Genomic DNA, 19,907 nt, shown 5'->3' with positions numbered 1-19,907 from the left:
GGCGCAGGCCTATGCCGCGCTTGCCCGCTTCTTGTGTCCGGTGCGCATGAGCTTGCCCATTTTTTCTTCAGCCGCTGCTTCAGAGGCCAAGGATTCGGATTGCTGGGCCAGTACATGGGAGAGCACGCGGCGTGCGTTGTCATGGCAATCCATGTTGTCTGGCCGCGCTTCAATATCGGTCAACAAAGCCTGCAACTGCTTTTTGCTGGTCTGCAGCTTTTTCTCCATGGCCTTGATATCGGCAATTTTTTGGCGCAGCGCGCCCACAACGGCCTCATGGTCCCAGCCTTGCAGGCCGGGCGGCAAGAGTGCACGAATTTCATCCAGGCTGAAGCCCACGCCTTGCGCCATCGCAATCAGCTCCAGCATCTGCACCATCTCAGGCGGATAGCTGCGGTAGCCATTCAAGCCACGCTCAGCCGCTTGCAGCAGGCCGCTTTGCTCATAAAAGCGAATGCGTGATGTGGACAGGCCTGTGCGTTTGCTCAGTTCACCAATGTTCATGCGCAACCTTCGACAAGGGGTCCTTGACCTTCAACAAGACTTGAAGCTTATCGTACTCGCAAGCCCTTCGTTGCGGCGGCAATTTGCGGCGAGTGCAACGTGCCCTTGTCGAAGAATGCGTGCTGGCGGCCATTCAAGGGCCAAGACACCTACCTCGCATCGCCTGGCTTCCTTGTTCCACTGCGTCGCATGCAGGCGTACGGCAGCACGAAGAGGTACAGACCGCTCAACAGCAAGAGAAAGAGCGGGGGCAGCGGCGAGTAGCTGACCCAGGAGGGAGGTTCCCCCTGCGCCCGGACAATGAAGTTGGCGAGGACGGTGACCGTGAAGGCAACGGACAGCCAGCGGTGGATCTGCCGGATCCGGTGGTTCCAGTTCAAGGCGGCCTCCCTTAGCGGCGCGCCTGGATCATCTTCCACCCGTTCCCCGACGGATCGCGGAAGCCTGCGTCCACGGTGCCGTACCGTGCCACGGGTTCCTGCGTGAATTCCACTCCGCTTGCGAGCATTCGGTCGTAGGCCGCGCGGCAGTCATCCACGGTCAGTACGAGGGGCGGCATGGCGCCTTTGGCCACAATCGCGCGCACTGCCTGCGCCGTTGCTGCGTCGAGCACGGGCGGGCCGGGTGTGAACAGGCCGAGCTGGAACGACGGCTGTTCCGGGTGCTGCACCGTGAGCCAGCGATAGTCGCCGTTTGCCACGTCCGTGTGGACGCGGAACCCGAGTTTGTCGACATAGAACGCGAGTGCTTCGTCTTGATCGCGCACATACAAACCAACCACTTCAACGCCTTGAATCATGGGATCTCCTGTTGTTCGGGTTCGTTTGTATCGCTTGTTGCCCGGCGTCGCTTCTCCGAAACTGCGGTCGTGAGGTCGGGGCGGTGCGCGGCGCTGACGATGCAGGCGGGCACGCGGCCCAGCTCGTGCATCGTCGCCCGGGCGCGCACCCGGACTGCGCTGGGACTGTCGCCTGTGATATCGCGGAAGGTGCGCCCGAAGGTGCCCAGGCTTGCCCAGCCTGTATCAAAGGCGATGTCGGTAATGGCCAGATCGGTTTCGCGCAGCAGCGTCATTGCCCGCTCGATGCGCCGCGTGAGCAAGTACCGGTGCGGCGGACTGCCGAAGGCCTGCTTGAACGACCGGGCGAAGTGCGCTTCGGACACGCCACTGACCTGCGCCAGTCGGCCGACAGGCCAGGCCTCGTGCGATGCGGCGTCAATGCTGTCCTTCGCGCGCAGCAGCCGGCGCAACAGTTCAGGATCCTGGTGTGCAAGGTCGTTGTTCATGCCGTCTCCGGTGCCATCGGGAAGCATTTTCGTCTCTTGGGAGTCCACGGTTTGGGAATAGACCCCTGCGCGCGAACTGTATGGATGGACAGTAGAATTTCGGGCTCGATAGTTTCCACAAGGGAAGGGTCTGGACATGTCCGCAGAACTCGAACAAGAAGTCGTCTCCATCTTCGAAGACCGCCTTTGGCATCACAACGGCTGGGAGGCCCGCGTCATCAAGAATGAAGACGACGATGGCTGGGCCGTTGCCATGACCCAGGACGGCCAGGTGGAGCCAAGCCTGGTCGGCCCGTGGACCATGGGCCGCGACAAGAAAAATCCCAAGCCGCTGGACGTTTCCGCCTTCAACACGCTCGTGAAGACGGCGCACGAGGTGATGCGCCGGCATGAGCAGCATCTGGCAGCGCAGTTGCACAAGGATGTGCAGATCATGGTGGGCGGGTCACGCGTGACCGTCTCTCTGGATATCGAGCCCGATGAAGACAATCCCAGCGCCACGCTCACCGCCACTGCTGCCGACGGCAGCGAGCTGGCCAAGGTGGGAGTCAGGCCGGACCATCAGCTCACCCGGACGTCTGCGCAAGCCTGGGCAGAGGCAGGCTACCCCCGTCCCAGCGAGGACTGAGCCGCGGGCAAGGCCGGGGAATCAGGGGGCTGTTTCACAGCGGCCTTCCAAGGCGGATATGCGGCTTTGCGGCTTTGCCACACGCTCTAGATGTGCAGCATGGCCAGCCCGCCCACGCCAAGGCCTAGCGCTGCCACGCCGAGCATGGCGTATTCCAGCCATTTCTTCTTGGTCAGCAGCGCGATGGCTGCAAGGGCAATGGCGACCTGCAGCGCGGTGGTGGCCTGCGCCCAGCGGTGATGCAGGTGCATCTGCATCTCTGACTTCTCGTCCCATTGCCGGGCCTCGGCTTCCAGGCGGTCGGCATCGCGCTTGATGTCGTCCTTTTCCTTTTCGTAGCGCTCCACCTTGGCCTGGTAGGCGGCCCGCCTGTCCTCCGTGGTCGCCAGATCACGCGCGAACTCGGACAGCGATTGCTTGGTGCTCTTGGCCTGGAAGAAGGCCCACTGGTTGGCCGCTTCGGTCTTCTTGATGGCTGCGTCGTTCTTGTACAGCCCGGCATTGGCCTGGGTGGCGCCGCCCATGTACGCGAAGATGGCTCCCACCGTGGCGATGACTGCCGTGCACATGGCGATCTGGTTGGTCAGGCTGCCGCCGCCGATGCCGTGGTGGGCGGTTTGGCCATGCTCGCCCTGGGCAGCATGTTCGAGTTCGTGATCGTGTGGGCCGTGGACGTGAAAGCCGCCGGAAGACATAGGTGCCAATTCCTTGATGCAATGGGGTGGCGCATTATGGGGCCGGCCTGGCGGCAATCCAGGGCTCCAGGATGTGCGGGGCGCATGGCCCGCTTGGAGGTCAGCGCCTTGGCTGACGGCCTGCAGATGGGGGAGGGGGATCAGGCGGCAGTCGCGCGGTGCGGCAGCGCTGCGAGCAGTATTTGACCTCGTCCCAATCACGTGCCCATTTTTTGCGCCATGTGAATGCAAGACCGCAGCACGCACACAGCTTGGAGGGCAGGTGGGGCTTCTTGTGCATGGTGCGGGCGTTCCTGCAGTTCAGCGCGTCAGCGTGGCCAGGGCGCGCCGGGCCAGCGCCCGTCCGCTGAGCCAGGCGCCTTCGACGCCTGCGCCGCACATCCAGTCGCCACACAGGCCCAGGCCCGCAGGCGCGTCCCACCAGCAGCGGTTGACCAGGTGCGGCGCCGGCAGCGCATAGCGCCAACGGTGGGCAGTGACGCGCAGGCCGCCTGGCAGAGAGTCGGACAGAGAGCCGGCCAGTGGCCCGGCCAGGGCCTCGAATGCCTGCAGCAGTTGCCGGGCCACGGATTCGGCGTCCGACTCGATGTGATCCTGGCTCCACCGTGCACTGGCATGCAGCACCCAGGTCTGAGGTCCTTGCGGCACTTGCGGCCCCTGCCGCCCTGGCTTGGCGCTGTCGCGTGCCACCCAGCACAGCGGGCCATCCGTGATTTCTGCCGCATCCCAGTCCAGCGGCAGGGGGGCGTCGGTGCGCAGCATGGCCACCCAGCAAGGCTGCATGCGCGCGCTGGCAGCCAGTGCCGCCGCATAGGGCGAGACCGGCTCCAGCAAGGCTGCCGCCTGCGGTGCAGGCACTGCCAGCACCAGGGCGCAGTATTCCGATCCGATCTGCCCGTGTTCAGCGCAGTGCACAGTCCAGCAGGCAGATTCGTACTGCAACTGCTGAACCGTGGCTTGCAGGTGCAGCCGTGCGCCATGCCCCTGTTGTGCAAGCCGCTGGACAAGAAACGCTGCGGGAGAGGTCATGCGCGGCACGCCCACCCAGCGGTCGGGGCCTGCATCTGCTGGCACCACGTCTTTGCCCTGCAGGCGCACTGCGCGCGGACGCCAGGCGGCGACAACGCCGAGCTGCTCCCACTGGCGCACCTCCTGCACAAACTCCGGGTCCTGGGCCGCAAACGATGGAGCGCCGTGATCGCACTGCCACGCACCCTGCGGATCCTGCGCGCGCCGCGTGCTCATGCGCCCGGATGGGCCTCGGCTTTTCTCGAAGATATCCACGCGGCAGCCAGCCTCGGCCAGCAGCTGTGCACATGCCAAACCTGCCATTCCCGCGCCGATCACCGCGACGGGGGGCGCGCCGTTCACAAGGCCTCCTGGCTGTGCGCTTCCTGGTGGCGCTCATGGCTGACCCAGATCAGCGCGCCGGTATCGACGCCCAGTTCCGCGGCCTTGGCGACGATGGATTGCAGCGTCTGCGGGGGCAGTTTCGGCTCCCTGGCCAGTATCCAGCAGTACTGCGTGTCCGGCCCCAGGACCAGCGCCCAGCGGTAGTCAGGGTCCAGGGCGGCCACATGGTAGCCGCCGTAGAACGGGCCGAAGAAGGAGACCTTGAGCGAAGCCGTGTCCGGCTTGCCCGTGAACAAGGCCTTGCCGACGGCGCGCTGCCACTGGCCCCGGGGCACGGAAAACCCCCGGTTCACCACCTTCACGCTGCCGTCTGCCTGCGGCGTGTACTCGGCGGTCACATCGGTCATGCCCCGCTCGAAACCATGGTCCAGCCGTGCCAGTTCATACCAAAGGCCCTGGTAGCGCTGCAGATCGAACGGTGAGACGGGCGTGACCGAGCCTGGCGGGCGCATGCTGGCGCAACCGCTGGCCAGCAGGCCGGCGCCAAGGGCCGTTGCCAGCAGGGTGCGCCGCCTGGCGGTGAAGACGGGGCGGGGGGCGGGAAAGTTCATGCGTATGTCCTTGATGTTCTTGTCGTCTGCCGCCATCGGGCGACCAGCGGTTGCAGATCCGTGAGATGGCGCACCGGCGTGATGCCCGCGACCGGGCTGGAATAAAGCGCCGGGCAAGCTCCACCGGCCCACAACTCGATGGCCGGCGGCAGGTGGCTGCGCAGCTCGCCCAGGCAAGCCTGCGCCATCGCTCCGTTGTGCGCGCTGCTGAAGCTCAGCCCCACGATGTCGGCGCGATGCGCCCGCGCGGCCTGGGCCACGTCGCCGATGGGCGTCTGGGTGCCCAGCGATACGCAGTTGCAGCCTTCCAGGGCCAGCAGGGCTTCGACCATGAGCAGCCCAAGTCCATGCATCTCCTGCGGCAGCGTGGTCAGCAACACCTTGGGCGCGGACGGCGGGGAAGGAGGGGCGAGCGAGGCGATCGCCTGCCTCAGGACGCCGGTGAGCACCTCGGTGTACAGGTGCTCTTCGAACACTTCAAAACGCCCCTGTGCCCAGAAATCGCCGACCGCCGTGGTCAGCGGGGCCACGAGCGCGGTCACGAAACCGGCCAGGCCCATGCGCGACTGGGCCAGGCTCAGGCAATGCCTGAGCTGGGCGGGATCATGTGCAGCAATGGCGTTGAGCATGGGTGCGAAGCGGTCAGAGTCTGCTGCGTTCTCTGGATTTGTCCTGGACAAATCCTTGCCCGGCGAGGTGTCGGCGCGGGCCAGCAGCGCCTGCAGGCCGTCCAGATCCACGCCCATCAGCTTGCTGGGACGCAGCCCCGTATCCATGAGCCGCCGGATCAGGGTCAGTTGTCGAACCTGGTCCGCCGGATAGCGGCGATCGCCTGCCGAATCCCGTTCAGGCCTTGGAAAGCCGTAGCGTCTTTCCCAGACACGCAGGGTGTCCTTGGCAAGTCCGGTCTCGCGCTCGACGGCCGAGATGGGCAGCCCGGGGCCAGGAGCCAAAGGCAGGGGGTCAGAAAGTGGCGTCATTGATCTGAGGGGGACAAAACGTCCGGCCATGGCCGGTATGTTTTGAGGGATTTTGCGAATTGTCTAGGACAAAAATATGTTTTGTCCAATATATTACATAGAGAAACAAAGCGCAGGCCCGCTGGCCGCCACCCGGCAGCCGCTGGCGCGAGTGCTTTGTAGATCCCGGCCAGGAGATGACGGCCCCAGGCGCAGGCGAGGCTTCACACCATGATCGCCGCGCCCTTGTGCAGTCTTTCCGGCCACGCAGTTCGTACCGATGATCATCATGAATTTGTCCAACTGGCCACTGGCCCGCCGTCTCGCAGCTGCCTTCGCATGCGTCATCGCCATTTTTCTTCTTGTCATCGCGCTGGCCGTGAGCAGCCAGTCCCGGCTCAAGGAGGCCCAGCAATGGAACGAGCACACCTTCAAGGTCATGTCCCAGGGACAGCGCATGCTCACGGGCATGGTCAACATGGAGACGGCCTCGCGGGGCTATCTCCTGTCGGGTGACTCCCGTTTTCTCGCTCCGTGGGATGAAGGACTCAAGGAGTTCGAGGCCTCCTGGCAGGAGGCCGTACGCCTGACCGAGGACAACCCCGCCCAGCAGCGCCGGCTCGACGGTATCCGGCTGCGCCACCGTGAATTCGTGCAGGCGGTGCAGCCGCTGCAGGCGCTGCGGCGGCAAGTTCAGGACGGCACGGCGACCGTCGAGGATCTGGTTCGCGAGTTCTCCCTGGGGCGCGAGAAGGCGGCCATGGATGGGCTGCGCGCACTGCAGGCGGACCTGGTGCGAGAGGAGGAGCAGCTCATGGCCGAGCGCCTGACGCGCACCGAGTCGCTGGCGGCAATGACGCTGGCGTTCGAGCTGGGCGGCGCGCTGGTGGCCGTCGTGCTTGCCGCTCTGCTTGGTACCTGGGTCACGCGCTCCATCACCGGCCCCATCGGACGGGCCATCCAGCTGGCACGTGCGGTGGCATGCGGGGATCTGACGCAGCGGGTGGAGGCCACCACCCACGATGAAGTGGGGACCCTGCTGCGCAGCCTCGGCGAGATGAGTGACGCGCTATCGCAGGTCGTGACCGTCGTGCGCAGCGGCAGCGAATCCGTGGCAAGTGCAAGCACGCAGATTGCCCAGGGCAACACCGACCTGTCCTCGCGAACCGAAAGCCAGGCCAGCGCGCTTGAACAGACGGCGGCCTCCATGGAGCAGCTTGGAGCCACCGTGACCCAGAACGCAGAGGGTGCCGGCAAGGCCAACGCGCTCGCGCAGCGGGCCAGCGGCGTGGCCGGGCAGGCGGGCGAGGTGGTCACCCAGGTCGTGGACACGATGAAGGGCATCAGTGAAAGTTCGCGCCGCATCGCCGACATCATCAACGTCATCGACGGCATCGCGTTCCAGACCAACATCCTGGCGCTGAACGCTGCGGTGGAGGCTGCGCGTGCCGGTGAACAGGGCCGCGGCTTCGCTGTGGTGGCCTCCGAGGTCCGCAGCCTGGCCGGCCGCAGCGCGGCGGCGGCCAAGGAGATCAAGGCCCTGATCTCCGACAGCGTCGAGCGGGTCGAACAGGGCTCTGTGCTGGCCGACCGTGCGGGGGGCACCATGGCTGAAGTGGTGACGAGCATACGCAGCGTCACCGACCTCATGGGCGAGATCAGCGCGGCTTCCGCCGAACAACGCAGCGGCGTGGCACAAGTGGGCGAGGCGGTCACGCAGATGGACCAGGCGACGCAGCAAAACGCAGCCCTGGTGGAGGAAATGGCGGCGGCAGCCACGAGCCTGCGCCAGCAAGCGCATGACCTTGTGCAGTCCGTGAGCGTTTTTCGCCTGGGGCCTCAGGCGCAGGGTTGAGGCAGGGTTGGCGCAGGGTTGACGCACCGGTGAAGACACGGTGCGGGACCCTGGGAGAGCGGGCCCCTCTACAGACGCCGGAGCATCAGCTGCTGCTGCCGTCCTGCCCGGGCACCGGCCGGCGTTCAAACAGTTGTGCCATGGCTTTGGCGGCTGCCTCGGCCGCTTCGGCGCGGCGCATCTCGGCCGCGTCTTCAAACCCGCAGCCCATGGCCTGAGCCTCGGTGCCGGCGTAGTCGGCCAGCGTCTCGGCGCTGTCGCGGATGCTTTGCAGGGCGCGGGCCACCACATCCATGTGGCGATGGCCCTTGGGCGTCTCCAGCCATGCCAGGGCGAGCTGGGCGATGGAGGAGATCTCTGCACAGCCTTGCTGCACGAGATGGTCTACCTGGATGAGGGCATTGGACAGCTGCCGGGTGCTGTGGCTGTCCGTGGCGAGGGTGGGCTGGGTGGGGTTCATGCCTTGGCCCTCCGTGTGGAAGGGGCGGCGCCAGCAGAGGGCGCGCAGGCGAGTGCGAGGAAAACGGTGTTCATGCTTGATGCTCCATTGCAAAGCGAATTCACTGGCCTTTGCGATTGCATTGATCCGTGAATTGCATTGACAGACCTCGCTTTCGAAGAGGTTGTGCCGCTGTGTGATGGAGGTGTTTTGAAGCACCGGCCCCGTGACAGGGGGCCGGTGCGGATGATAGCGCCGGCCGGGAGGGTCGGAGGCGGCAGGCCCGGCCATCCGGTTTTCCGAACGACGCAGGCGTTCCATCGTTCGGATTTCCGTGCCACCTTATGCATAAAAGTAAGGTCGATATAGGCGAATCAAGCAGTTAGCGCGGGGTGCAGGGGCCGGATGCGGCTGGCACGGTCTGTGCACTGTCAGGCGCAGGCCACGTGCATCGTGGTTGTGTATGCAGGGAGACAAGCCCGTCTTCGCTGTGGCATCCGGCCCGTGGCCGGCAGCCGTGGTGGCCGGGCTCGCTTGCAAGACCGAAATACGTCCAACGAAAAAATCCGCATGAAATTCAACCGCTTGACCACCATGGTGCTTGTGGCCATGGTCCTCGGCGTGCTGGTGGGCTATGCCTGCAACAGCTACGCACCCACGCCCGAGGCCGCCAAGGAAATCGCCAGCTACTTCGGCATCCTCACCGATGTCTTCCTGCGCATGATCAAGATGATCATCGCGCCCCTGGTGTTCGCCACCCTGGTGTCGGGCCTGGCCAACATGGGCGACGCCAAGGCCGTGGGCCGCATCGGCGGCCGCGCGCTGGGCTGGTTCATCGTGGCTTCGTTCTGCTCGCTGGCCATCGGCCTGATCTATGCGAACGTGCTGCAGCCCGGCCATGGCCTGAGCGTGGCCCTGCCGTCGTCGGCCGAGGGCCTGAACCTCAAGACCTCGGCGCTGAACCTCAAGGACTTCATCGCCCACGTGTTCCCCAAGAACATCTTCGAGGCCATGGCGACCAACGAGGTGCTGCAGATCCTGGTGTTCGCGCTGTTCTTCGGCATTGCGCTGGGCAATCTGCACAACCAGGCCGCGCGCTCCATGGTGGGCCTGATGGACGAAGTGGTCCACATCATGCTCAAGGTCACCGATTACGTGATGCGCTTCGCCCCCGTGGGCGTGTTCGGCGCTGTGGCCGGCACCATCACCATCCATGGCCTGGGCATGCTGTCGGTGTTCGGCAAGTTCATGCTGTGCTTCTACCTGGCCCTGGCCACGCTGTGGGTGCTGCTGATCGTGGCCGGCTACTGCGTGCTGGGCCGTGACATCTTCCGCCTGCTGAACCTGATCCGCGGCCCGCTGCTGGTGGGCTTTTCCACGGCCAGCAGCGAATCGACCTATCCCAAGCTGATGGAGCAGCTGGAGAAGTTCGGCATCAAGCCGCGCATCATCGGCTTCGTGCTGCCGCTGGGCTACTCGTTCAACCTGGACGGCTCGATGGTCTACACCACCTTCCTGGCCATCTTCATCGCCCAGGCCTACGGCATCGACATGACGCTGACGGCCCAGATCACCATGCTGCTGGTGCTGATGGTGTCCAGCAAGGGCATTGCCGGCGTGCCACGCGCATCGCTGGTGGTGGTGGCCGCCGTGCTGCCCATGTTCGGCCTGCCCGAGGCGGGCATCCTGCTGATCCTGGGCATCGACCACTTCCTGGACATGGGCCGCACGCTGACCAATGTGCTGGGCAATGCGATCGCCACGGCCGTGGTGGCCAAGTGGGAAGGCGCCGTCGATCCGACCGCGGCCACGGATGACGACGAGTCCCTGCTGCCCACGGACCATTCCGAGCAAGGGCGGCCCGCTGTCTCGGCCTGAGGCCCAGGCGGCGCTGGGGGGCACTGATAACATCGGTGCCTTCACCATGCCCGCCCGCCGCCCCCTGCGCCAGCTCATCCTGCTTTTGCTGTGGCTTGCCCTGAGCGGGCTGAGCGGCTGGGGTGCGTACCTGCTGGCGCAGCGGCTGGGCATCGCCGATCTGCGTGCCACGGGCATGCACCGGCTGGAGCTGTACGGCGCCAGCCTGCAGCGCGAGATCGGCAAGTACGCCTTCCTGCCCGACGTGCTGGCACTGGAAGGCAATGTGCAAAGGCTGCTGGCCGAGCCCGGCGACGAGCAGCTCACCAACCGCGTCAACGCCTACCTGGAGCAACTCAACGACCGCGCTGGCACGCTGACCGCCTACCTGGTCGATGCGCGCGGCCACGTCGTGGCCTCCAGCAACTGGCGGCGCTCCGACAGCTACATGGGCGAGGACCTGAGCTTTCGCCCCTACTACCGCACGGCCATGGCCACGGGCAGCGCGCGCTTCTTCGGCATAGGCACCACGCGCGGCGAGCCCGGCTACTACCTGGCCTCCACCCTGGGCGACGACACCCACACGCTGGGCGTGGCCGTGGTCAAGGTCAGCCTGGACCAGCTGGAGCAATCGTGGTCCACGGTGGAGGCGCCCGTGCTGGTGGGCGACGAGAACGGCGTCGTCATCCTGGGCACGGTCTCCGACTGGAAATTCACCACCCTGCGCACGCTGGACGAGGGCACGCGCGCCGCCTTCGACCACACGCGCCAGTACAACCGCCGCGCGCTGGAGCCGCTGGGCCTGCAGGTGCTGCGCGACCTGGGCCAGGGCGCGCGCCTGGTGCGCATTGCCCGCCATGGCGAGGAATCGCCAGGTTCGGTCTACCCGGTCAGCGGCCGCTTCCTGGCCCAGTCGCGCCAGCTGCCGGGCACGCCCTGGACGATCACCGTGCTCTCGCACCTGGAGCAGGTCGACCAGCTGGCCCAGAGCCGCGCGCTGGCCGCGGCCGTGGGCGCGGCCTTTGTGCTGCTGCTGGCCATGATGGTCAACGAGCGCCGCCGCCACCTGCGCGACCGGCTGGCCGCGCGCGAGGCGCTGCAGGCCGCGCACGACGAGCTCGAGCGCAAGGTGGAGCAGCGCACGGCCGACCTGTCGGCCGCCAACGAGGCGCTGCAGGCCGAGGTGGCCGAGCGCACCCACGCCGAGGCCACGCTGCGCGCCGCCCAGGACGAACTGGTGCAGGCCGGCAAGCTGGCCGTGATAGGCCAGCTGTCCACGGGCGTGGCCCATGAACTCAACCAGCCGCTGACGGCGCTGCGCACCCTGGCCGGCAACAGCCAGCGCTTTCTGGAGCGCGGCGATACCGAAACCACGCGCGTGAACCTGGAGCGCATGGCGCAGCTGGCCGACCGCATGGGCCGCATCACCGGCCAGCTGCGCAACTTCGCGCGCAAGTCCAGCGGCGCCAGCCAGGCCGTGCCGCTGGCGCATGCGCTGGACAATGCGCTGGCCGTGCTGGAGTCGCGCGTGGCCGAGACCGGCGCCCGCATCCTGCGCGATGATGGCGTGCCCGAGGCCGTGGCCTGGTGCGACCGCAACCGCATCGAGCAGGTGCTGATCAACCTGATCAACAACTCCCTGGACGCCATGCGCGGCCAGCCCGCGCCCTGCCTGGAGCTGGCCTGCGCCGTGGCCGATGGCCGCGCCCAGGTCACCGTGCGCGACCACGGCCCGGGCCTGAGCGAAGCGGCGCAGGCCCATCTGTTCCAGCCGTTTTTCACCACCAAGGAAGAGGGCGTGGGCCTGGGCCTGGGGCTGGCGCTGTCGGCCGGCATCGTGCGTGAATGCGGCGGCACGCTGACGGGCAGCAACCATCCGGGCGGCGGCGCCGTCTTCACGCTGAGCCTGGCCCTGGCACCCTCCACACCTTCTGCCGACACACCATGACCGACGCACTCAAAGTCCTGATCATCGAGGACGACCCCGACATCGTGCTCGGCTGCGAGCAGGCGCTGCAGCTCGAAGGCATCGCCTGCGAAAGCGTGGGCAGCGCCGAGCAGGCGCGCCGGCGCCTGTCGCGCGACTTCGCGGGCATCGTGGTCAGCGACATCCGCCTGCCGCGCATGGACGGCATGGCCTTCCTGCGCGAGCTGGTGGCCATGGATGCCGAGCTGCCCGTGGTGCTGATCACCGGCCACGGCGACATATCCATGGCCGTACAGGCCATGAAGGACGGCGCCCAGGACTTCATCCAGAAACCCTTCGCCCCCGAAACCCTGGTCGGCGCCGTGCGCCGCGCCCTGGAGCGCCGGCGCCTGGTGCTGGAGGTGCGGGCGCTGCGCCAGCAGCTGGACCAGCGCGACAGCCTGGAGCACCGGCTGATAGGCCGCGCGCCCAACATGCGCCAGCTGCGCCAGATGCTCACGGGGCTGGCGCAGAGCGCGGCCGATGTGCTGATCCAGGGCGAGACCGGCACGGGCAAGGAACTGGTGGCGCGCTGCCTGCACGAAGCCAGCGCACGGCGCGATGGCAACTTCGTGGCCGTCAACTGCGGCGGCCTGCCCGACACGCTGTTCGACAGCGAAATGTTCGGCAGCGAGGCCGGCGCCTATACCGGCGCGGGCAAGAAGCGCATCGGCAAGCTGGAGCACGCCAGCGGCGGCACGCTGTTCCTGGACGAGATCGAAAGCATGCCCCTGCCCATGCAGATCAAGCTGCTGCGCGTGCTGCAGGAGCGTGTGCTGGAGCGCCTGGGCTCCAACACCCTGATCCCCATCGACTGCCGCGTGATCGCGGCCACCAAGGTGGATCTGCTCGAACTCAGCAGGCAGGGCCTGTTCCGCGCCGACCTCTACTACCGCCTGAACGTGGCCACCGTCTCGCTGCCGCCGCTGCGCGAGCGGCGCGAGGACGTGCCGCTGCTGTTCGAGCACTTCGCGCTGCAGGGCGCCGCGCGCCACCAGCGGCCCGTGCCCGAGCTGACCACGGCGCGCGTGCAGCAACTGCTGGGCTATGACTGGCCCGGCAACGTGCGCGAGCTGCGCAACGTGGCCGAGCGCACGGTGCTGGGCATCGAGACCGGCTCGCCCCCCTTCGGCCAGCCGGCCGGCACCACCGCGCAGGACGCCGCGCCCCGGCCGCTGTCCGCCGCTGTCGAGGCCTTCGAGCGCGCCCTCATCGCCGACGCCCTGCGCCGCCACGCCGGCAGCCTGGCGCGCACGGCCGAAGCCCTGTCCATGCCCAAGACCACGCTGCACGACAAGATCCGCAAGTACGGGCTGGATGGGTAGGCACCCTCAACCCCTCTCCCCGAACTCCACGCTTTCGCGCGTCCAGTGCCGTGCCTGCTCGCTCAGGCTCAGCCCCAGGCCAGGGCGCGTGGGCACGAGCATGCGGCCATTGGCGATGTCCAGGCGTTCGTTGAACAGCGGCTCCAGCCAGTCGAAGTGTTCCACCCAGGGCTCGTTGGCGCAGGTGGCGGCCAGGTGCACGTGCAGCTCCATGGCGAAGTGGGGCGCCAGGCTCAGGTGGGCCAGTTCGGCCTGGGCGGCGATCTGCAGGAAGGGCGTGATGCCGCCCACGCGCGGCGCGTCGGGCATGAGGAAGTCGGCGCTGCGGTGGCGTATGAGATCGCCATGCTCGGCGGCGCTGGTCAGCATCTCGCCGGTGGCAATCGGCGTGTCGAAGCGCGCGGCCAGCGCGGCATGGCCTTCGTGGTCGTAGGCGTCCAGCGGCTCCTCGATCCAGACCAGGTTGAATTCCTCGAAGACACGGCACATGCGCTGGGCCGTGGGGCGGTCCCATTGCTGGTTGGCGTCGACCATGATGGGCGCGGCATCGCCCAGGTGGGCGCGCATGGCCTCCACACGCCGTATGTCCAACGCGCAGTCGGGCTGGCCCACCTTGAGCTTGATGCCGCCAATGCCGCGCTCCAGCGAGGCGCTGGCGTTGCGCTTGAGCTCATCGAGCGGCGTGTGCAGAAAGCCGCCCGAGGTGTTGTAGCAGCGCACGGATTCGCGCTGCGAGCCCAGCAGCTTGGACAGCGACAGGCCCGCGCGGCGCGCCTTGATGTCGTACAGCGCCACATCAAAGGCCGCGATGGCCTGCACGGCCAGCCCGCTGCGGCCCACGGAGGCGCCGGCCCAGCACATGCGCGTCCACAGCCGTGCGATGTCGCTGGGATCTTCGCCCAGCAGTTGGGGTGCGATCTCGCTGGCATGGGCGAACTGGCCGGGGCCGCCTGCGCGCTTGGCGTAGCTCAGGCCCAGGCCCCGGTGGCCGTCGCGGGTCTGGATCTCGGCGAACAGCATGGCGACCTCGGTCATGGGCTTTTGGCGGCCCGTGAGCACCTTGGCATCGCTGATGGGCCGGGCCAGGGGGAGGTAGCAGGACGACAGGCGTATCCACTGGATGCGGTCCTGGCTGGTGGTTTCGGAGAGCGCGGAAGAAGTCATGGCTGCGGGAGTGCGGTGGTTGGAAAAATGACAGGGGCAGGCATCAGTCGATGCTGATCTTTCCGGCCTCGATGACCGACTTCCAGCGCGCGTATTCCTGGCGCTGGAACTCGGCGAACTGCTGGGGCGTGCCGGCCACCATCTCGTAGCCGATGGAGACGAACTGCTCGCGCACCCGGGGATCGTTGAGCGCCTCGACAAAGGCCGCATGCGCCTTGTCACGCAGCGCAGGCGGCAGGCCCTTGGGCGCGACGATGGCCTGCCAGGAGGCGACTTCCACGTTCTTCACCCCGGCCTCGGCCAGCGTGGGCAGGTCCGGCAGCACGGGCGAGCGGCGCGGGCTGGTCACGGCCAGGGCGCGCATCTTGCCGGCCCGGATGTGCTGGATCACGGCATTGATGTTCTGGAACGAGGCATCGACCTGGCCGCCGATCAGGTCGGCATGGGCCGGTGCGCCGCCCTTGTAGGGGATGTGCACGCCCTGGGTGCCCGTCTGCTGCCAGAACAGTTCGGCCGTCAGGTGGTCGCTGGAGCCGTGACCGGCCGAGGCAAAGCTCATCTTGCCCGGATGGGCCTTGAGGTGGGCGACCACGTCGGCCACGCTTTTGTGCGGCGAGGCGGCAGGCACGACCAGCACGTTGGGCGACTGCACGGCCACGGTGATCAGGTCGAAGTCCTTGAGGGCGTCGTAGGGCAGGTTCTTGATCAGGTGGGGCACGATGACCAGCGGGCCCAGCGAGGTGACGAGAAAGGTCTGCCCGTCCGCCGCCGCGCGCTGCACGAAGGCCGCGCCGATGGTGCCAGTGGCGCCGGCCTTGTTTTCCACCACGAAGGACTGCCTGAGCTTCTCGCCCAGCCTGGGCGCCACGGCGCGCGCGACCTGGTCGGTGGAGCCGCCGGCGGGGAAGGGCACGACCAAGGTGACGGGCCTGTCGGGCCAGGCCTGGGCCGATGCAGAAAAGGCGGTGAGCGCGGCCAGGGCCAGCGCCATGGCACGAAGAATGTGATTCATCTTGTCTCCTGATTTGTGAATGACATCGTTGTCATTTCCGGGGAAATGAAAAAGCGCCGATGCCGTTTTTTTAGATGCAAGGATTTGCGCTTTCAGCAAAATGATATCGTTGTCATTTTGGCTGTCAATCACGATTTCTGCGATGCAGGGCAGGCCTGGCGCCCGTGCGTGGAGGGCGGTCTGCTATCTTCAGGCCCGTCCCCGATACCAGCCCGCGATCGCGCTTGCCCATGAACACACCCACACCACCCAGGCCCGCCACGCTGCACGACGTGGCCGAGGCGGCCGGCGTCTCGCTGATCACGGCCTCGCGCGCACTGGGCAATCCTTCCATCGTTTCGGAGAAGACGCGCGAGCGCGTGCGCCAAGCAGTGGAGGCCACGGGCTACATCCCCAACCTGCTGGCCGGCGGGCTCAAGTCCCGCCGCAGCCGCATGGTGGCCGGCGTGGTGCCCGCGCTGTCGGTGTCGCAATTCCTGCCCACGGTGCAGTCATTGACGGCCACGCTGGCGCAGGAGGGCTATCAGCTGCTGTTGGGCCAGACCTTCTACGACGAGCAGCGGGAGGAAGAGGTGCTCAACGCCATGATCGGGCGCCAGCCCGACGGCATTGTGATGATGGGCCTGGTGCAGTCCGACAAGGCGCGCGAGCGGCTGCGCAGGACCGGCATTCCCGTGGTGGAAACCTGGGACTTCAGCGACCGGCCGCTGGACATGGTGGTGGGCTTTTCCCACCTCAAGGTGGGCAGCGCGCTGGCCGGCTATTTCCTCTCGCGCGGCCTGCAGCGCGTGGGCATGGCCACGGGCAGCGACCACCGGGCCCAGCAGCGGCGCGAGGGCTTTCTTGCAGCCTGGGGCCGCGAGGTGCCCACGGTCACCGTATCCGCGCCCGGCAGCCTGGAGCTGGGCCGGCAGGCGCTGGGCCAGTTGCTGGCGCAGCAGCCTGATCTGCAGGCCGTGGTCTGCAGCTCGGACATGCTGGCCCACGGCATTTTGGTGGAAGCCCAGGCGCGCGGCCTGCGCGTGCCCGTGGACCTGGCCGTCTCGGGCTTCGGCAATGCCGATTTCGCGGCCCACCTGCTGCCGTCGCTGACCACCGTGCATGTGGACGGGCCGGGCATAGGCCGCCTGGCCGCCGAACTCGTGCTGGCACGCTGCAAGGGCCACAGTGCCGGGCGCTCGGCGTTCGACCTGGGGTTCGAGCTGATCGAGCGGGATTCGACCCGCCGAACTTAGAGGGTCAGCACACGGCAGCCGCCTGGCGCTCGGTCGCCAGCCCGAACAGGCTGCCCAGCACGTGCTGGATTTCATCAGGGGCCAGCTGCCTGGTTTCGGTGCCGCTGGCCGTGACGGTCTTGAGCGCGTCGCCCACCAGGATCATGCGGCCGGCCGGCTGGTGCAGCACCACCACCCGCTTTTGCACGAAGATGGCATCCGGGTGCGTGGAGTTCAGGTAGTTGGCGGGGGCGAAATCCACCCATTCCTGGGGCGACAGGTTGAAGGCGTACTGGTTGGCCCATTCACCGTCCACGCGGGCCTGCAGCAGGTATTCGCCCTGGTCGTCCAGACTCAGGCGGAAGGTGTCGCCGTCCTGACGGACCTCGGTGTCCAGCACGTCCAGGGCCATGGGGGCGCGTATGCCGTAGCTGCCAAAGCCCAGGTCGCACAGCCAGCGCCGTCCCTCGACCTCGGCCACCAGGGCCATGTGGGTGCGGGGCCGGCGTGCCGGATAGAACATGGGCCGCGCCGCCACAAAGCGGTAGGCAATGCCCAGGGCCTGCAGCGCCATGGCGAACAGGCCGTTCACCTCGTAGCAGTAGCCGCCCCGGGCGCCGCCGAGGATCTTGCCCGCAATGTCTTCGGGCACCAGAGAGACGATCTTGCCGGCCTGCACGTCGAGGTTCTCGAAAGGCACCGCGAACAACTGGTGGCGCATCAGCGAATGCAAGGTGGCGGTATCGGCCTGGGCGGAGTCACCGGCACTGAAGCCGATGCGGCGGAAGTAGGCCTGGAGATCGAAATTGCTGGCTTGCATGGGTTTCCTCGGGTTGCTTGATGGCTGCAACGATAAATCCGGGCAGCCAATGCCTGTATAAGCAGAATCCAAGAAAACTGACCTGTACAGATTGGCATGCCCACCACCAACGAACCCTTGCCCCAGTACCGCCGCATTGCCCAGGCCCTGCGCCAGACGCTGGCCTGCGGCGCACTGCGCCCCGGCGACAGGCTGATCTCCGCCCGCAGCCTGGCCGAGCGCGAACAGGTCAGCCTGCCCACCGCATTGGAGGCGCTGCGCTGCCTGGAGGCGGAGGGCCTGATCGTCGCGCGCCCGCGCTCGGGCTACTTTGTGCGGCAGGCAACCGGCGGCGCGGCGCTGCAGGCGTCCCGCCCGTCGTCGCGCCCCGTGCCCGTGACCCTGTCGGCCCTGGCGCGCTCGCTGTTCAGCAGTCCTGACACGCGCCTGATCCCGCTGGGTGCGGCATTGCCCGATCCGGCCTGGCTGCCCACGGCCCGGCTGCAGCGCGCGCTGCAGACCGCCGGGCGCCGCCTGGACGCGCACGGGCAGACCTACAGCATGCCGCCGGGCCGCGCCGACCTGCGCGGCCAGATCGCGGCCCGGGCCGCGCAATGGGGCGCGCGTTTCGGCCCCGATGACCTGGTCCTGACGGCAGGCGCCACCCAGGCCGTGCGGCTGGCGCTGCGCGCCGTGTGCAAGCCCGGCGATGTCGTGGCCGTGGAGCGGCCCGCCTATTTCGGCAGCCTGCTGCTGCTGGAGGACCTGGGCCTGAAGGCGCTGGAGATTGCCACCGATCCCCGCGAAGGCCTGCTGCTGGAGCCGCTGGCCGAGGCCATTGCCCGCCACCGGCCGGCTGCCGTGCTGGCATCGCCAACCGTGCAGAACCCGCTGGGCGCCAGCATGCCGGTGGAGCGCAAGCAGGCTCTGGTGGCGCTGCTGGAGCGGGCGGGCATTCCCTTGATCGAAGACGATGTCTATGGCGACCTTGCGGGCGACGGCCAGCGCCCGCCGGCCTGCAAGGCCTTCGACGGCAGCGGCAACGTGCTGTATTGCGGTTCGGTGTCCAAGACCCTGGCGCCGGGCTGGCGCGTGGGCTGGATTGCGGCGGGCCGCTTCCATGCCCAGGTGCTGCAGGTGCGCCTGGCGGGCGACTGGGCCGGTGCGCCGCTGCTGGAGGCTGCCGTGAGCGAGGTGCTGGCCAGCGGCGACTACGACCGGCACCTGCGCCGCCTCAAGTCCCGCGTGCAGGCCGGGGTGCAGGCCGTCACGGCCAGGGTCGAGGCCAGCTTTCCGCCCGGCACCCGCGTCTCGGCCCCGCGCGCGGGCTTTCTGCTGTGGGTGGAATTGCCGCGCCAGGTGAATGCACTGGAGGTGCACCGCCGCGCGCTGGAGCTGGGCATTGGCGTCAGCCCCGGCCCGCTGTTCTCATCGCGCTCGGACCTGCCCAACCACCTGCGCCTGAACTGCGCCAACGAGCCCACGCCGCGCCTGCTGGGGGCCGTGGGGCAGGTGGGGGAGATATGCCGGGGTTTGGTCGAGGGTGCTGCGGCGCGCCAGGGGGTACAGGTCGGCCAGCCTACTTCTTCTCGCGCGGCACGCGCCCCATGAGGAAGAACTCGGGATTGGGCTGCATGCCGGCAAAGCTGGCCATGCGGTTGGACAGGCCGAAGAAGGCGGTGATGGCGGCGATGTCCCAGATGTCCTCGTCGTCGAAGCCATGCGGGTACAGCGCCTCGAAGTCGGCATCGCAGATTTCATGGCTGCGTTCGCAGACCTTCATGGCGAAGTCCAGCATGGCGCGCTGGCGGGCGCTGATGTCGGCCTTGCGGTAGTTGACCGCCACCTGGTCGGCCACGTAGGGCTGCTTTTCGTAGATGCGCAGGATGGCGCCGTGGGCCACCACGCAGTACAGGCACTGGTTGGCCGCGCTGGTGGTGGTGACGATCATCTCGCGCTCGCCCTTGGTCAGGCTGCCTTCTTCCTTGAGCATGAGCGCATCGTGGTAGGCGAAGAAAGCGCGCCACTCGGCAGGGCGGCGCGCAAAGGCCAGGAAGACGTTGGGGATGAAACCGGCCTTTTCCTGCACTTCAAGGATGCGGGTGCGGATGTCCTCGGGCAGGCTGGACAGTTCGGGCTGGGGGTAGCGGGCGGTGGCCATGTGTCTTGTCTCCTGGGTGTGGTGGTTGTCGTTGCGTGCCATGTTCGCATGGCCTGCGCTGCGCGGGGTGAACGCGCA

At 67.4% G+C, this 19,907-nt stretch carries 20 protein-coding genes; 7 read left to right on the top strand and 13 right to left on the bottom strand.

Annotation, left to right across the window (positions count from 1 at the left end):
* Positions 1–9 precede the first annotated feature (9 nt).
* The 3 genes from A4F85_RS02660 to A4F85_RS02645 form a co-directional block, all read right to left on the bottom strand.
* Positions 10–504 carry a MerR family transcriptional regulator gene (locus A4F85_RS02660; protein WP_063325578.1) on the bottom strand — a complete coding sequence of 165 codons (495 nt, stop codon included), beginning with the start codon at positions 502–504 and terminating at the stop codon, positions 10–12.
* Between the two features lie 391 nt (positions 505–895).
* Positions 896–1,303: a VOC family protein gene (locus A4F85_RS02650; RefSeq protein WP_013801980.1), complete on the bottom strand. Its 408-nt coding sequence runs from the start codon at positions 1,301–1,303 to the stop codon at positions 896–898.
* Positions 1,300–1,791, bottom strand: coding sequence for a helix-turn-helix domain-containing protein (locus A4F85_RS02645; protein ID WP_043821580.1), 492 nt, complete (start codon positions 1,789–1,791; stop codon positions 1,300–1,302). Before A4F85_RS02645 ends, A4F85_RS02650 begins: the two co-directional genes overlap by 4 nt.
* 136 nt (positions 1,792–1,927) lie before the next feature.
* On the opposite strand from A4F85_RS02645, the gene A4F85_RS02640 reads away from it, so the two are divergent.
* The gene (locus A4F85_RS02640; protein ID WP_013801982.1) at positions 1,928–2,419 is read left to right on the top strand and encodes a hypothetical protein; all 492 of its coding nucleotides are present in this window, start codon (positions 1,928–1,930) and stop codon (positions 2,417–2,419) included.
* Positions 2,420–2,505: 86 nt separating this feature from the next.
* On the opposite strand, the gene A4F85_RS02635 is transcribed toward A4F85_RS02640, so the two are convergent.
* The 5 genes from A4F85_RS02635 to A4F85_RS02620 all read right to left on the bottom strand — a co-directional run bounded on the left by A4F85_RS02635 (position 2,506) and on the right by A4F85_RS02620 (position 6,058).
* Entirely contained in the window at positions 2,506–3,114 is a 609-nt protein-coding gene (locus A4F85_RS02635) for a DUF4337 domain-containing protein (RefSeq protein ID WP_012206105.1), read from the bottom strand.
* Between the two features lie 100 nt (positions 3,115–3,214).
* Positions 3,215–3,394, bottom strand: a complete 180-nt coding sequence (locus A4F85_RS29210; protein ID WP_082848095.1) for a DUF2256 domain-containing protein — start codon at positions 3,392–3,394, stop codon at positions 3,215–3,217.
* Between the two features lie 20 nt (positions 3,395–3,414).
* On the bottom strand, positions 3,415–4,485 hold the full coding sequence (locus tag A4F85_RS02630; RefSeq protein WP_063325576.1) for an NAD(P)/FAD-dependent oxidoreductase: 1,071 nt from the start codon (positions 4,483–4,485) through the stop codon (positions 3,415–3,417).
* Positions 4,482–5,114 carry a lipocalin family protein gene (locus tag A4F85_RS02625; RefSeq protein WP_063325575.1) on the bottom strand — a complete coding sequence of 211 codons (633 nt, stop codon included), beginning with the start codon at positions 5,112–5,114 and terminating at the stop codon, positions 4,482–4,484. Before A4F85_RS02625 ends, A4F85_RS02630 begins: the two co-directional genes overlap by 4 nt.
* A complete protein-coding gene (locus A4F85_RS02620; protein ID WP_063325574.1) occupies positions 5,075–6,058 on the bottom strand; it encodes a MerR family transcriptional regulator in 984 nt (327 codons plus the stop codon). Before A4F85_RS02620 ends, A4F85_RS02625 begins: the two co-directional genes overlap by 40 nt.
* A 259-nt stretch (positions 6,059–6,317) precedes the next feature.
* Here A4F85_RS02620 and A4F85_RS02615 point away from each other — a divergent pair, with 259 nt between their 5' ends.
* Positions 6,318–7,892 (top strand): methyl-accepting chemotaxis protein, encoded by a 1,575-nt coding sequence (locus A4F85_RS02615; protein WP_063325573.1) that lies wholly within the window; start codon positions 6,318–6,320, stop codon positions 7,890–7,892.
* A gap of 85 nt (positions 7,893–7,977) precedes the next feature.
* Here the strand turns inward: A4F85_RS02615 and A4F85_RS02610 are convergent, their stop codons facing one another.
* The gene (locus tag A4F85_RS02610; RefSeq protein WP_063325940.1) at positions 7,978–8,352 is read right to left on the bottom strand and encodes a hypothetical protein; all 375 of its coding nucleotides are present in this window, start codon (positions 8,350–8,352) and stop codon (positions 7,978–7,980) included.
* Between the two features lie 549 nt (positions 8,353–8,901).
* Here A4F85_RS02610 and A4F85_RS02605 point away from each other — a divergent pair.
* Genes A4F85_RS02605 through A4F85_RS02595 form a run of 3 tightly spaced genes read left to right on the top strand, consistent with a single transcriptional unit; the run spans position 8,902 to position 13,479 of the window.
* Entirely contained in the window at positions 8,902–10,209 is a 1,308-nt protein-coding gene (locus A4F85_RS02605; protein ID WP_043821572.1) for a dicarboxylate/amino acid:cation symporter, read from the top strand.
* A gap of 46 nt (positions 10,210–10,255) precedes the next feature.
* A complete protein-coding gene (locus tag A4F85_RS02600; RefSeq protein ID WP_012206097.1) occupies positions 10,256–12,136 on the top strand; it encodes a sensor histidine kinase in 1,881 nt (626 codons plus the stop codon).
* Positions 12,133–13,479, top strand: coding sequence for a sigma-54-dependent transcriptional regulator (locus A4F85_RS02595; RefSeq protein ID WP_063325572.1), 1,347 nt, complete (start codon positions 12,133–12,135; stop codon positions 13,477–13,479). The genes A4F85_RS02600 and A4F85_RS02595 overlap by 4 nt, the downstream gene beginning before the upstream one ends.
* Before the next feature lie 6 nt (positions 13,480–13,485).
* Here the strand turns inward: A4F85_RS02595 and A4F85_RS02590 are convergent, their stop codons facing one another.
* Together A4F85_RS02590 and A4F85_RS02585 are read right to left on the bottom strand one after the other, a co-directional pair.
* On the bottom strand, positions 13,486–14,643 hold the full coding sequence (locus A4F85_RS02590) for an L-talarate/galactarate dehydratase (RefSeq protein WP_063325571.1): 1,158 nt from the start codon (positions 14,641–14,643) through the stop codon (positions 13,486–13,488).
* A 43-nt stretch (positions 14,644–14,686) separates the two neighbouring features.
* Complete coding sequence (locus A4F85_RS02585) at positions 14,687–15,655, bottom strand: Bug family tripartite tricarboxylate transporter substrate binding protein (protein WP_063325570.1); 969 nt, start codon at positions 15,653–15,655, stop codon at positions 14,687–14,689.
* A gap of 230 nt (positions 15,656–15,885) precedes the next feature.
* Between A4F85_RS02585 and A4F85_RS02580 the strand changes: the two genes are divergently transcribed.
* On the top strand, positions 15,886–16,890 hold the full coding sequence (locus A4F85_RS02580) for a LacI family DNA-binding transcriptional regulator (protein WP_063325569.1): 1,005 nt from the start codon (positions 15,886–15,888) through the stop codon (positions 16,888–16,890).
* A gap of 4 nt (positions 16,891–16,894) precedes the next feature.
* On the opposite strand, the gene A4F85_RS02575 is transcribed toward A4F85_RS02580, so the two are convergent.
* The gene (locus tag A4F85_RS02575) at positions 16,895–17,689 is read right to left on the bottom strand and encodes an arylamine N-acetyltransferase family protein (RefSeq protein WP_063325568.1); all 795 of its coding nucleotides are present in this window, start codon (positions 17,687–17,689) and stop codon (positions 16,895–16,897) included.
* Between the two features lie 96 nt (positions 17,690–17,785).
* Here A4F85_RS02575 and A4F85_RS02570 point away from each other — a divergent pair, with 96 nt between their 5' ends.
* Positions 17,786–19,279, top strand: coding sequence for an aminotransferase-like domain-containing protein (locus A4F85_RS02570; protein WP_063325567.1), 1,494 nt, complete (start codon positions 17,786–17,788; stop codon positions 19,277–19,279).
* Here the strand turns inward: A4F85_RS02570 and A4F85_RS02565 are convergent.
* A complete protein-coding gene (locus A4F85_RS02565; protein WP_063325939.1) occupies positions 19,248–19,829 on the bottom strand; it encodes a peroxidase-related enzyme in 582 nt (193 codons plus the stop codon). The genes A4F85_RS02570 and A4F85_RS02565 overlap by 32 nt on opposite strands.
* Positions 19,830–19,907: the final 78 nt, after the last annotated feature.

It is taken from the genome of Delftia sp. GW456-R20 (genome assembly GCF_001622915.1).
In the GTDB taxonomy this organism is placed as follows: Bacteria; Pseudomonadota; Gammaproteobacteria; order Burkholderiales; family Burkholderiaceae_C; genus Comamonas; species Comamonas acidovorans.
This window is presented reverse-complemented; position numbering and strand designations above follow the sequence as displayed.